This is a genomic window from Brevibacterium sp. UCMA 11752, from assembly GCF_021532235.1.
In the GTDB taxonomy this organism is placed as follows: domain Bacteria; phylum Actinomycetota; class Actinomycetes; order Actinomycetales; family Brevibacteriaceae; genus Brevibacterium; species Brevibacterium antiquum.
This window is the reverse complement of record NZ_JACBOS010000003.1, coordinates 1,303,240-1,316,312: the sequence shown is the minus strand read 5'-3', so window position 1 is coordinate 1,316,312 and position 13,073 is coordinate 1,303,240. Positions and strand designations below refer to the sequence as shown.

Annotated in this window: 9 protein-coding genes; 2 read left to right on the top strand and 7 right to left on the bottom strand. The window is 64.3% G+C overall.

Annotation, left to right across the window (positions count from 1 at the left end):
* Positions 1-13: 13 nt before the first annotated feature.
* Complete coding sequence (locus HU144_RS05875; RefSeq protein ID WP_235350530.1) at positions 14-1,705, bottom strand: L-lactate permease; 1,692 nt, start codon at positions 1,703-1,705, stop codon at positions 14-16.
* Positions 1,706-1,920: 215 nt separating this feature from the next.
* Between HU144_RS05875 and HU144_RS05870 the strand changes: the two genes are divergently transcribed.
* Complete coding sequence (locus tag HU144_RS05870) at positions 1,921-2,727, top strand: FadR/GntR family transcriptional regulator (RefSeq protein ID WP_235350529.1); 807 nt, start codon at positions 1,921-1,923, stop codon at positions 2,725-2,727.
* Positions 2,728-2,763: 36 nt separating this feature from the next.
* On the opposite strand, the gene aztD is transcribed toward HU144_RS05870, so the two are convergent.
* From aztD to aztB, 4 genes are all read right to left on the bottom strand, one after another.
* Positions 2,764-4,014, bottom strand: a complete 1,251-nt coding sequence (gene aztD, locus HU144_RS05865) for a zinc metallochaperone AztD (protein ID WP_235350528.1) — start codon at positions 4,012-4,014, stop codon at positions 2,764-2,766.
* A gap of 82 nt (positions 4,015-4,096) precedes the next feature.
* The gene (aztC, locus tag HU144_RS05860) at positions 4,097-5,020 is read right to left on the bottom strand and encodes a zinc ABC transporter substrate-binding protein AztC (RefSeq protein WP_235350527.1); all 924 of its coding nucleotides are present in this window, start codon (positions 5,018-5,020) and stop codon (positions 4,097-4,099) included.
* Complete coding sequence (locus tag HU144_RS05855; protein ID WP_235350526.1) at positions 5,020-6,252, bottom strand: PQQ-binding-like beta-propeller repeat protein; 1,233 nt, start codon at positions 6,250-6,252, stop codon at positions 5,020-5,022. Before HU144_RS05855 ends, aztC begins: the two co-directional genes overlap by 1 nt.
* 9 nt (positions 6,253-6,261) lie before the next feature.
* Positions 6,262-7,113, bottom strand: a complete 852-nt coding sequence (gene aztB / locus HU144_RS05850) for a zinc ABC transporter permease AztB (protein WP_235350525.1) — start codon at positions 7,111-7,113, stop codon at positions 6,262-6,264.
* 29 nt (positions 7,114-7,142) lie between these two features.
* Here aztB and aztA point away from each other — a divergent pair, with 29 nt between their 5' ends.
* Entirely contained in the window at positions 7,143-7,775 is a 633-nt protein-coding gene (gene aztA, locus HU144_RS05845) for a zinc ABC transporter ATP-binding protein AztA (protein ID WP_235350524.1), read from the top strand.
* Between the two features lie 47 nt (positions 7,776-7,822).
* Here aztA and HU144_RS05840 read toward each other — a convergent pair whose 3' ends face one another.
* Both HU144_RS05840 and HU144_RS05835 read right to left on the bottom strand, forming a co-directional pair.
* Positions 7,823-11,503 carry an efflux RND transporter permease subunit gene (locus HU144_RS05840; protein WP_235350523.1) on the bottom strand — a complete coding sequence of 1,227 codons (3,681 nt, stop codon included), beginning with the start codon at positions 11,501-11,503 and terminating at the stop codon, positions 7,823-7,825.
* Positions 11,504-11,849: 346 nt separating this feature from the next.
* Positions 11,850-13,049: a CobW family GTP-binding protein gene (locus HU144_RS05835; RefSeq protein WP_235350522.1), complete on the bottom strand. Its 1,200-nt coding sequence runs from the start codon at positions 13,047-13,049 to the stop codon at positions 11,850-11,852.
* Positions 13,050-13,073 lie beyond the last annotated feature (24 nt).

Genomic DNA, 13,073 nt, shown 5'->3' with positions numbered 1-13,073 from the left:
AGCTCGCTGGGCCTCACGCCCCACCGGGAACCATCCAGGACAGGACGGTCGACTGCAGGCCGACGAGCAGGCACATGACGACGAGCATGCCCAGCGACCACCAGATGACGCGGCGGAAGATCGAGGCTTCCTGGCCGAGGAGTCCGACTGCTGTAGCTGCGATGGTGAGGTTCTGCGGGCTGATCATCTTGCCCACGACTCCACCGGAGCTGTTGGCTGCCACCAGCAGAACGGGATCGATTCCGGCCTTCGTCGCGGCAGTCTGCTGCAGCGTCGCGAAAAGTGCGTTGGCACTGGTGTCAGAACCGGTCACTGCTGTGCCGAGCCAGCCGAGGATTGGTGAGAGGAAGGCGAACAGCGCCCCGGTTCCAGCGATCCAGGTGCCGATTGTGATCGTCTGTCCTGACAGATTCATGACGTAGGCCAGTGCCAGGACAAGTCCGACGGTGAGAATGGAGAATCGCATTTTGACGACATTGTCGACGAAGACCTGGACTGCGTCCTTGGCGGTCATCTTGTACACGATGGCGACGATTATGCCTGAGGCCAGCAGCATCGTGCCCGGTGATGACAACCATTGGAAGTTGTAGACCGTGCTCGTCGACAGCTCCCCTGCGGCGGTCATGATGTTCCCGTCCAGTCCCGGCCAAGGAATTTTGACATCGGTGCTGGCCAGCCACTTGTCGATGACTGGGATCAGCTTGGCACCGGAGAAGATGACGATGACGATGAGGTAGGGAAAGAGCGCCATGAACACGCGCTTACCGGTCAGAGGTGCCGCCTTCGTGTCCACGGAGGTTGCCACGGCAGCGGCTGCTCCACCGGCATCGGGCGCGCTGGCCTTCTCCCGACTGCGTTCGTCGGCCATCTTATCCAGGGCGTCCTGGCCGCCGACGGGCTTCCAGAACTGGAGCATGATCACTGCAGCGGCAAGGCCCATGAGCGAGGCGATGATGTCGGTCATTTCGACCGAGAGATAGTTCGCGGAGACGAACTGTGCTGCTCCGAACACGATCCCGACGACCAGAGCAAGTGGCCACAGCTGACGCAGTCCTCGCTTGCCGTCAACGAGGAAGATGAGGAACAGCGGCACGACGGCAGCCAGCAATGGAGTCTGGTGACCGACCATGGCACCGATCTCCTTGTAGTCGATCCCGGTGAGGTTGCCGGCGGTGATGATCGGGATGGCGATCGCACCGAAGGCGACCGGAGCGGTGTTGGCCACCAGCACGACGACTGCTGCACGCATGGCGGTGAAGCCGACTGCGATGAGCATGACACCGGTGATGGCAACCGGGGCACCGAATCCGGCAAGGGCTTCGAGCAGTCCGCCGAAGCAGAAGGCGACCAGGATCGCCTGCACGCGAGGATCATCGGAGATGACGTTGATGACCAATCTGAGGTCTTCGAAGTGTCCCGACTTCACCGTCAGTTCGTAGAGCCAGATGGCGGTGATGACGATCCACATGATCGGAAACAGCCCGAAGGCGAATCCCTGGCTGGCTGAGAGGCCAGCCAGCCCGACCGGCATGCCGTAGACGAAGATGGCAACGATCAGGGCGACGACGACTGCCGCCAGTCCGGCCCAGTGGGCCTTCCATTTCAGGAACCCGAGGGTGACGAAGATGGTCAGAAGCGGCAGCAGCGCAACCAGCGATGACCACAGGAGGCTGTCTGCAAGTGGGGCGATTTCAGGAGTGTACATATTTTCTCCTGCACGGCCGGTGCTCGACTACAGCGTCTGCGTTTCGACGTTGAACGCGCCCGAACATGCATACTCGATGGGTTTCAGTATGTCCTTTGTGTGGTCAGACCACTAAAGTGAGTGTAGGACCGAATGTGATCCAGGTCAAGGTTCTGCCCCCGATGAGGCAGGGTCCCACTCATGGGATGATGGCGAGGTGCGAAAAGTGAGTACTCATGACCAGTGAATCAGTCAGCAAGGACGACGACACCGCCGCAGGTCACACCGTCAATGCGCCTCAGGGACCGAGCTGGAGGCCGGTTGCCCGATCGAGCACCCACGAGCTCGTCATCAATGCGATCGAGGAGCAGATCACCTCCGGGTCCCTCACCGTCGGCGATCCGCTCCCCTCGGAACGTGAGCTGGCCGCCAAACTTCAGGTCAGTCGCGCGGCGGTGCGTGAGGCGCTGCGCGTCATGGAGTCCCTCGGCGTCGTCGTGTCGAACGTCGGCTCCGGCAAGTCGGCCGGCACCTTCATCGCCTCCATGCCCAAGGAGGCCCTGACTCGGTTCCTGCGCCTGCATGTGGCCCTGGCGAACTTCAGCATCGAGGAGGCCATCGAAACGCGCATCCAACTCGAGCGCTCAAGCACCGCCCTGGCGACCGGACGGGTCCACGACGACGCCTTGGCCGGCATGAATGCCTCACTGGCGATCATGGACACACCGGGCGTGAGCTTGGAGACCTTCAATGATGCCGATACCGCCTTCCATGTGGCCATCGCCCATGCCTCGGAGAATCAGCTGCTCTCAGATCTCACGGAGGCCATCCGCGGCTCTCTGCGTCGGCCCATCCTCGATGCCTTCCACGAGGTCGACGATCCGCGCGCTCTGATGGCGCAGCTGCAGGAGGAACATCATGCGATCATGCAGGCGATCGTCGACCGCGACACCGATCACGCGGTGCAGCTGACCGAAGACCATATCCGATCAGCCACCGCCGCCCTGCCGCGCCTGACGCAGAGCCGGCAGGAGCGCGGCTGAGCGCAGGGCCGACAGGAGCGCGGATGGGCGCGGGCGTCAGCCGGTCACACCGGTGACTTCGTTGCTGGCGTGGGGCAGTTCGGCGCTCTTCTCAACTTCGCCGGTGGCCAGATCCACGATGTGGAGCTGACTCTTGTCAGGTTCGGAGACATAGGCCTTCTCCCCCTGCACGAAGAGCGTCGGCCGGGGCTGCTGCCAGTCGACAGGTTCCTTCCATGCTTCGGTGACCGGGTGTGAGTCGGTGATCGTGCCGGACTCCGGGTCGATGACGTTGAGCTTGCCGTCGGTGCCGAGCACAAGTGCCTCGCCCTCGGGTCCGCGGGCCAGGGAACGCAAGCTATACGAGGAGTCGAGGTCGACGAGCTTCATCGTCCCGGTCTCCGTGTTCGTCAGGGTGACCTTCTCCGGACGTTCGAGTTCGGCATCCTCGTCGACCTTGTAGTCGCCGAGCACGACCGGCGAGTCATCGGATCCTGCCTGATTGCCGATCCGACCATAGCTGTCCGGGGAGTCGACCTTCGTGAACTTCCCGTCCTTGTAGTAGAGGATTCCATCCTCACAGCCGACGGCGATCGCCTCGTCCTGGGCAGCGGCCTCCCCGTGGACGCCCGGGCAGTCCTCATTGCGGGCGATCTCATTTCCTTCGGCATCAACGACCTTCGCCCCCGAGCGCTCCTCTTCGTTGCCGATGGTGTGCAGCACGTTGCCGTTCTCCAACTGCACCGCCACACCGTGGTGTGCCTCCTCTGCCTCTTTGACTTCGGGTTCGGGTGCGCCGTCATGGAAGGCGTCGGTGTCGAAGATCTGCATACGCCCGTCGCCGTCGCCGAAGAGCACTGTCGAACCGCCGTGGCGCACGACGTGACCTGGGGTATCGGTTTCGTATACCCTGTCGGTCAGCTGCGGTGAGCCGGCAAAGCTGTGGGTATGGTCGCCGTGCTCTTCGGTCCAGACGCCAGCATCGAAGAGCTGGAATCCGCTGGCCACCGACACCATCGCATGACGTCCGTCGCCGACTGGATTCACTCGGTTGAAGCCCTCGAGCTTCGTGTCGTCGATGACCTCGAGCGTCCTCGCGTCCAGAGTGAGGATGCCGCCGTCATAGGTGGTGATCAGCCGTGGCTGCGTCTCCCCGACCTGTTCGGCGTCCGAGGTTTCCGCTGTGTCTGCCTGCTCGCCGCTGTCGGGGTCGGCCTCCGCGCCGGTGCCGCCGCATCCGCTCAGCAGGAGGGCGGTGACGGCCGCGCTCGCAGCCAGTGGGGCGATCAGGGTTCGTTGTGTTCTCATTCTTCTCTCTTCCCTATTTCCATGATGGTGTGTCCGTGATCTGTGGTGGTGCGAGGCTGTGTGCCTCGCGGAGAAGCGCTCGTCAGCGGGGCACGAGTCCGTCTGCGATGGCCTGCGCGTTGGTTCGCTGCATGTCGATGTAGGTTCCGGCCTCCCCGTCAGCTTCGGTCAGCGATTCCGAGAACAGCGGTGTCACTTCGACATCGAGGTCGACTTCATCAGACAGTGCCTCCGCGAGCTTCTGAGGCTGCGAGGAGTCCGCGAAGATCGTGGGCACGCCAGCATCCTCGACCGTGCGGGCAAGCTCTTCGAGGTCGGCTGCCGAGGGTGAGGCCAGTGTGGTTCCGCTTGGCAGCACCGCCCCGATGACCTCGAAGTCGAAGCGCTTCGCGAAGTAGCCGAACACGTGATGGTTCGTCACGAGCTTCCGGTTCTCGGCAGGGATCGACTCGGCGATCTCTTCGATTTCGGCATCGAGGTCGTCAAGCTGCCCCCGATACGAGGTCACGGACGGTTCGATCGCCTCGGCGAGGTCATCACCGACCTCCTCCCCCAGCGCCGAGGTGATGACATCGACGGCGGCGACCATCCGCGCGGGATCGGTCCAGAAGTGCGGGTCGGGCGTCCCCGCACTGCCGCCCGAGGTGTACTCAAGGGGATCGATGTGCTCACCGACCTCAAGGACGCGCACCCCTTCGCTGCGCGCGTTGTCGAGGTTCGCCGACAACCCCTCTTCAAGCCCCAGTCCGTTGCCGATGATGAGATCGGCATCCTCCATTGCTCCGGCTTCCTTCGCCGAGATGCCGAAGGAATGCGGATCGGAGTTCGGCTTCATCAGCACCGTGACCGCCGCGTGGTCTCCGACGAGGCTGTGCACGACATCGCCGAGGATGTTCGTCGTCACCACGATCGACGGCTCATCGTGTCCTTCCGCGCAGGCGGTCAGTGATCCGAGCGTGGCCAGCGTGAGCGCCACTGCTGCGAGGTGGTGCCGTCGTGTACCCATCACCGCCCCGTCACCGCCAGGCTTGCGGGTGCCCCGCCGAGGTCGAAGCTGCGCGCCTCACGCAGGCCATCGGCCGGGTCGAGTTCGAGCACTGTTCCCGAGGCAGGGTCGCTGACATAGGTGCGTTCGCTGTCCACGGCCACCGAGGGTCCGGCTCCGTGGCCCTGACTCTTCACGTCGAAGGGTGCGATGAGCTTCTTCTTCGTCAGCACCTTCCCGGTCTCCGGGTCCAGCGAATAGATGGTCCCGTCTTCGTCCAGGGCCACGACCGCGGAATCGTCGGGGGCGATGCCGGCGGAGACCACCTCGGCGTCGGTGTCGGCGAACGTCCACTCGTCCGTCGTCGCATCGAGGATCCCGATTCCACCATCATCGAAGGGGGTCGCGGCGAGGTCTCGTCCGACCTCCACGGACCACGTGCGCTCATCTGTGTCCTCGGGGTAGGGCAGCACCTCGGCGTCGAAGTCCTCGTCGACCCTGATCACGCCGTCGGCGCAGGCGAAGACCAGTCCGTCACGAGTGACGCCGGTGCCGTGGATCTCGTCGCATCTCGCATCGATCGGCGAGGCCTGGCCCTTGTCGTCGTAGACGGTGAGTTCGGAGGGCAGATCCTCGGCCTTGTCTCCTGGAAGTGTGGACACGAAGTGGTCTTCGAAGGGGATCGTCACTCCGTGGTGGGCGCCCGGTTTCACGGTGCCGAGCTGGTTGAGTTCGCCGTCGCCGAGTGCGCTCCGGTCATAGATCTTCGCTCGGCCCTCGCCGTCGAAGAAGAAGGCCACCTCTGTCGGCGTCGAGACGACGTGCGCGGGGTCTGCACCGTCGATCTCACCGATGGTCTTCGGCTCGGCCTTGTAGTAGTGCCTGTGGTCGCCGTGGTCGACCGTCCATGCCCCCGTGTCGACGGCTGTGACCGTTCCGGCTTCACCATCACCGAGGTAGAGGTATCGGGAATCTGCTCCCGACAGGGTCGTCGCCGGTGAGCCTTCGACCGTCTCCACGACGTCCTCGGTGAGCAGGTCGACGACCGAGACTGCGCCGGTGTTCGCATCGCTGACGGCCAGGCGCAGCTGCGGCTCATCGGCCTCCTCCGCGCCTTCGACATATCCGTGGGGAGCCGTCGACTGGCTGGGACTTCCGGCCCCGTTGGCCGATCGCTGACCCTGGCACCCGGTGAGGGCGAGCAGTGCGATCAGTGCCGCGCTCGGCGCGGCGAATCCTGTTGTTCTCGTCATGAGATCTTTCTATTGATAATGGTTCTCATTGTGTTGAGAATATCGTAGCGCACTTCTCACCCGCCTCGTAACGAGCACTGCGAAGAAGACGAGGACGGTGAGCAGCGCAATGGTCGCGCCGGCAGATGTCTGGGCATACCAGCTCACAAGCAGCCCCAAGAAGCACGCGCTCGCACCGATCACCGAGGCGGCCGCCATGATCACCCCGACGCGGTCGAACAGGAGGCAGGCTGTGGCCGGGGGTCCGATGAGGAGCCCGAAGACGAGGAGCGTGCCGACGACCTGGAACGATGCGACGACCGCCAGGGCCGTGAGCATGAGCATCGCAATATGGGTCCAGCCGGGCCGCAGGCCCAGAGTTGCCGCCTTGCGCTCGTCGAAGGCGAGCGCGAGGAACGGTCGGTGCAGGAGAGTGCAGGCCAGCACGCCTAGGCAGGCTGCGACGGCGAGGACGATCAGGTCGTGACCGCGGACACCGAGCACGTCACCGAACAGGAAGCCTGTGAGGTCGACGGCAAAGGATTGGGAATGGGACACGATGACCACGCCGACGGCCAGCATTCCGACGAAGAGCAGTCCGATGCCGACATCCTGGGACAGCTTCGATTCGCGAGACACCCAGGTGATCCCGGCCGCCATCACCAGGGCACTGGCCGCTGCGCCGATCATGAGGTGACCACCGAGGAGCGCCGCGATTGCGACTCCCGGCAGCATCCCGTGCGACATCGCGTCCCCGAAGAAGGCCAGGCCGCGCAGGACGACCCAGGTGCCGATGCACCCGCACAGCACCGCGGCGAGCACACCGGCGATGAGGGCGCGGAGGACGAAGGACACCTCGAAGGGCGCGAATAGGAATTCCATTCGATGATGATAACCATTATTGTTAGAGCGTGGACAATCCGATCACCATCACCAACCTCAGCGCTCACTATGGTGCCCATCTCGCTCTCGACCAGATCACCCTGGCCGCGCCCCTGGGCCGAGTCACGGCACTCGTCGGCGCCAACGGCTCAGGCAAGTCAACGGTGCTCATGGCACTGGCAGGCCTGCTCAGACCGACACAGGGATCGATATCCGGCCTGCCGTCCACTGTGGCTTTCGTGCCACAGCGCAGTTCTGCTCCGGACCACCTTCCGATCACCGTCAGACAGGTCGTGGCCATGGGCAGATGGAGCGCACGGGGCCTCTTCGCCCGCCACAGCAGTGATGATCAGCGGATCGTCGACGACTGCCTCGCTCAGCTGCACATCGACGACCTCGCCTCGCGTCGCCTCGGGTCACTTTCCGGGGGTCAGCGCCAGCGTGCCCTGGTGGCGCAAGGTCTGGCACAACGCGCGGACCTGCTGCTCCTCGATGAACCTCTGGCCGGAATCGATGCCCGCGCGACCGAGGACATCACCCTGGCCATCGACTCCGAGCGCAGCCGCGGCGTCACGATCGTCATGGCCACGCACGAGCGCACCCAGGCAGCTCGGGCCGACCACGTCGTCCATCTGCGCCAGGGTGCGCTCGCGTGTGGGTGAGCACTCACCAGAACTCTCGCGGCGGTGAACCGTCGCCGCACGGAACCTCACTCATCTACGGGACGGGCGGCCACCTCGGCGGTCTCCGCTTCGATCCTCGCCTCATCGGCATCATGTTTCGCCGCCGCCTTCGCCTCTTTGTGCTCCGCCCGGCGCTCCTTGCGCCGCTCGACGAGGAGGTAGAGGGCGGGCACGAGGATCAGGGTCAGCACGGTCGAGGAGGTCAGGCCGCCGATGACGACGATCGCCAAGGGCTGGGAGATGAAGACTCCCCCACCGGTGAGTCCCAGTGACATGGGCACGAGGGCGAAGACCGTGGCAGCGGCAGTCATCAGGATCGGCCGCAGACGCAGCCGAGTGCCGTGGATGATCGCGTCCCACAGTCCCATCCCGTGCTCGCGCAGCTTGTTGACGAGGTCGATGAGCACGATCGCGTTGGTCACCACGATGCCGATGAGCATGAGGAGGCCGATGAGCGAGGGGATGCCCAGCGGTGTGCCGGTCAGCAGCAACAGCAGCACGGCACCGGTAGCGGCGAAGGGAATCGACACGAGCAGGATGAGCGGCTGAACGAAGCTGCGGAAGGTCGCGATCATGACGAGGAAGACCAGCGCGATCGCCACGAGCATGGCCCATCCGAGCTGGGCGAAGGAGTCGGCCTGCTCCTGGCTCGCGCCTCCGACGTCGAAGCTCACGCCATCGGGCAGATCCATGCTCGAGGTCAGTTCCTGTGCCTTCGCGGAGACCGGGTTGAGCTGTCCTTCGGCAGGGGTGGCGAACACTGTGACCTGACGGTTGCCGTCCTCCCGGGTGACGGTGGCGGGGGTTTCGGTCTCGTCGACGCTGGCGATCTCATCGACCGTGATCGGGTCGCCCTTGATGTCGGGGATCGCCGCCTGCTCGTCGGCGAGGTCCTGCTCCTCGGCCTGGCTCTCCTCCTGCTCGCGCTGGCTGTCGACGAGGTCGTCGATCGCGTCGTTGGCCTCGTTCAGGCCCTTCTCTGCCTGTTCGACGCCTTCTTCTGCCTGTTCGACCTGATCGGCCGCCATGTCGCCGGGGCTCGGAGCCGGCGGTGGATTCTGGGCATCGCGCAGGGCCTTCCGGGCTTCTTCGAGCTGATCGGCGGCGTTGTCGCGGGCCTCACGTGCAGATTCGAGCTGATCGGCTGATTCCTCTTCGGCCTTGGCCTTGGCTTCGTCGGCTCTGCGGTCGGTCTTCTCTTCGACTGCGTCGGTCGCGTCTTCCTGTGCGTTCTGCGTCTGCACCTCGGTGACCGGAAGCTCCAAAGCTCGGATCTCGTCTGGAGTCGCATCAGGGTGGGTCGGGGCGAGGAAGATATCTCGCTCCTTGCCCTCCAGCGTCAGAGTTCCGGCTTCACTTCCGTGCAGGGCTGCCGCAATGGCCTGCCCCACCTCGGCCTGGCTGTAGCCGTAGTCCGCGGCCTTCTCCCGGTTCACATCGACGTGGATGATCGGCTGATCGGAGGCGAGGTCATTGCGGGCGTTCGTCACGCCCTCGGTCTCACTCATCTTCTTCGTCACGGAATCGGCGGCCTCGCCCAGCGCTGACAGATCAGAGCCGGAGAGTTTGATCTCCACGTCCTCATTCGCACTGCCTGAGGCGTCTTGGAGATCGATCTCGCCGACCTCGTTGCCGAGTCCGTCGATCTGGTTCGACAGCCGGTTCGTTGCGACCTCCGCTTCGGAATCGTCCTTCAGGGTGATGTTGAAGGAGTTCTCGGAACCGGTTTCGGGTCCATTGACGGTCGTCGAGTAGGTGTCGACGTCCGGGTCGGAGGCGAGAACGTCTTCGACCTTCTTCGCCGCCTCATCACTGGCCTCGAGCGAGGCTCCGGCTGGCAGAGTCTGCGCGATGTAGAGAGAGTTCTGCCCTGCGGCCCCGAGGAGGTCAGTCTTGAGGAAGCTGGCCATCATCATCGTCACGGCGAAGATCGCCACGGAGATGACGATCGTGCGCCATGGGTGTCGAAGCGCGGCCAGGATAGCCGGCAGGCTTCGCTGCTGCAGACGGTCGACCCTGTCCGAAGCCTCACCGTCACCGGGCATCGGCGTCACCGGAGCATCGGCAGTCGCCGCCGGGAGCAGCGTCTTGCCCTTGGCGCCGCGTTTGGCATTCTTCCTGTCGATCTTCGACTGTCGTTTCTCAGCGCGCTTGATGCCCTTCTCCCGATGCTTCCGGGCCCACGCCTCATAGCTTGCGTCGGTGGCAGCCTGGCGCTTCGGCGACAGGGGCTTCGGGCTCTTCCGCAGGACCCAGTAGCTGAAGACCGGAACGATCGTCAGCGCGACAAGGAGCGAACCGAGCAGAGCCAGTGTCACGGTCACGGAGAAGGGACGGAACAGCTGTCCGGCGATGCCGTCGACGAAGGCGATGGGCAGGAACACGGCCACGGTGGTCAGGGTCGAGGCCGTGATGGCACCGGCCACCTGCTTGACCGAGGCGACGATGTCATCAATCGTCAGGTCGCTCGTACCCTGCCGTCTGCGGATGTTCTCGATGACGACGATGGAGTCATCGACGACACGGCCGACGGCGATGGTCAGGGCTCCCAGGGTCAAGATGTTCAAGGTGTATTCGCCGACCATGAGACCGATCATCGCGATCAGCAGCGACATCGGGATCGAGATCGCGGCGACCACGGTGGACCGGAACGAGCCGAGGAAGGCCAGGATCACGAGGATCGCGAAGAACAGTCCCAGCCCACCTTCGACCGACAGGTCATGGATCGACTTCTCGATCTCGGGAGCCTGATCGAAGATCGTGGAGAAGGAAACGTCGCCGCCGAGTTCGGGTCCCATCCTCTCGAGGACCTCATTGACTCCGTGGGAGACCTCAACGACATTGTCATCCTGGCCCTTAGTCACCGACACCGTCACGGCATCCTTGCCATCGGCACGCGAGTACGAGGTCTTATCCACGGAATCGAGTTCGACATCAGCGACGTCGCCTAGCAGGACCGTACCGTCAGCAGTGCGCAGCGGGGTCTTCTCGATCTGGTCGACCGCGTCGAGTTCATCGCCGACCTCGACCGATAGGGACTTGTTCCCGTCTGCACTCTGCCCGGCGGGAACAACTGTCCCTGCCGCGGTGAGCTCATCGGGCACCGAGGTGGTGACGACGTTCTTATCGTTGACGTCATCGGGACGGAAGCTGATGTTGACTCGCCGCTCGTTCTGCCCGGCCACGTCGACGCTGGAGACGCCCGCGACGCTTTGGAGCTCGGGGACGAGTTCAGTCTCAACCAGATCGCCGAGCTTCTGCGAGTCCTCGCCCCCGGAGACGGCGAACATGACCACCGGGACGTCGTCGATCTGCTGGGACAGCACCTCCGCCTCGGCGCCGTCGGGAAGGTCTGCCTTCGCAGAGTCGACGGCCGAGCGCACAGAGTCCGTCATCTCCTCGGCATCCTTGCCGAAGGGCCAGGTGACGTTGGCCGACATCGACCCCGGCGAGGAGGTTGTGCTCACCGTCTCGAGGTCGCCGACCCCTTCGAGCGCGGTTTCGATCGGTTTGGTCACCGATTCCTCGACGACCTCGGGTGAGGCTCCCGGAACCGTGACCTGCACCGAGGTGCCTGGCAGCTCGACCGAGGGCATCGTCTCCTGGTTGAGCGAGGTGGTCGCAATGACGCCGAAAACGGCGATCACAAGGGTGAGCAGGCCGACGATGAGGCGGTTCTTCAGACTCATCCTGGTGATCAGGGACACGGGTTCCTCCGGGTTTTGGGCATGCGGGAGCTGCGGATGGGTGATCAGGTGACTTCGTGGAGCGGTGCGTTGGTGGAGCGGTGTGCCGGCGATCGGTGCGACGGCGGGGATAGTCCGGGCGAGGGTGGAACGAGTTCAGTCTTTCAGGCCGGGCTGGTCGACGCGTCCCCCAAAAGTTGTCTTCTTCCTCCCCCAAAAGGCTGAGTGAGGCATGGGAGATCAGTCATGATTCGATCATATGAGCACAGCAGTCTGCGAGCGCGGGTGTTTTCCTCCGTCTTGGATTCCGGAAACACCGCAATCGTCGGCGTGATGGGTCTCGGAGCAGATCGGCGCCTCACCGTTCTCAGCTGTGCAGGCGTACGTAGTGGCGGAGTCGCTCCACTCCGTTCGCGCCTCCGTCGCTGCGCAACGCGACCTTGAGCTTCGCCCTGACATCTGCTTCGTCGAAGGACTCGCCGATGACGACCAACGCGCTGTCCCAGCTCTCCTCCTGCGGTGCCGTCCTCGACTGCGGTACGGCTGTCGGCTGCGGCGCAACGGTCGGCTGCGACGCGACTGTCGACTGCGACGCGACTGTCGACACATAGACGTTCGGGCCTACCGCCTGGAGGCCGTAGCGCCGGCGTCCGGCCCTGTCGTCGACGAGAATCGAGCCCTTCACCCGGTAGACCCCGGCCGGCAGATCCTCAAGGAAGTCCAGCACGGCGCCGGCGTCGGCACACCCGCTGGCAGTGATCGTCACCGACTGAGCATGATGGTGGACGGGGACGCTCTCACCTTCGCCGTCGATGCCTTCCTGAGCGGCTTCGGCGTAGGCCTGTCGGATGAGTTCCCGGATCGGAAGTTCAGCTTGGATGGGTTCTGCGCTCTCATCCCCGGTTGAACTGTCACCCGACCGTGTTCCATCGCCGCCTCGTTCGGCCCCTGAGCCGGGGTCGAAGATCAGCGCCGGGTCGAGACGGCCGAAGCTGGTGCCGACGACGAGGAGTCGCGGATTGCGCTGATGGACCCGTTCCCGGATCGCAGCGACAGCCGTGTCCCGGTCCGCGACGGGGAGCTGATCGAGCTTGTTGACGAGCACCAGGGTCGTTGCCGCGTAGCGCATCGGCGGTGCGGTTTCGGTATCGACCGTGGCGGCATGCATGGTGGCGTCGACGACGTCGATGACCCCGCCGAGGTGGAAGCGGTGGTGGCCCATGCGGGTGACCATCCGTGCCAGTGTCAGCGGTTCGGCGAAACCGCTGGCTTCGACGATGATGGCGTCGAGACGCAGGCGCGGTTTCGCGAGTGCGGTGAGTGCGTCTTCGAGCGAAGTGTCATCATCAAGGCAGCAGATGCATCCGCCCGAGATGGAGAAGGGCTCATCGACCTGCCCGACGACGAGGCCCGCGTCGATGTTGAGGTCGCCGAAGTCATTGACGACGACACCGATGCGTGCATCGGGATGGCGCAGCAGGTGATTGAGCAGACTGGTCTTGCCCGCCCCCAGGTAGCCGGTCAGGAGGATCACCGGGACGGCTCCTGCGGACTGCTTCCTGTTCACATCTCCTCCACATCTGCCATCGGG

What these genes read in the sequence shown, in the direction of transcription:
- HU144_RS05875 (WP_235350530.1), bottom strand. Translation starts at nt 1,705, where the DNA reads ATGTACACTCCTGAAATCGCCCCACTTGCAGACAGCCTCCTGTGGTCA.
- HU144_RS05870 (WP_235350529.1), top strand. Translation starts at nt 1,921, where the DNA reads ATGACCAGTGAATCAGTCAGCAAGGACGACGACACCGCCGCAGGTCAC.
- aztD (WP_235350528.1), bottom strand. Translation starts at nt 4,014, where the DNA reads ATGAGAACACAACGAACCCTGATCGCCCCACTGGCTGCGAGCGCGGCC.
- aztC (WP_235350527.1), bottom strand. Translation starts at nt 5,020, where the DNA reads ATGGGTACACGACGGCACCACCTCGCAGCAGTGGCGCTCACGCTGGCC.
- HU144_RS05855 (WP_235350526.1), bottom strand. Translation starts at nt 6,252, where the DNA reads ATGACGAGAACAACAGGATTCGCCGCGCCGAGCGCGGCACTGATCGCA.
- aztB (WP_235350525.1), bottom strand. Translation starts at nt 7,113, where the DNA reads ATGGAATTCCTATTCGCGCCCTTCGAGGTGTCCTTCGTCCTCCGCGCC.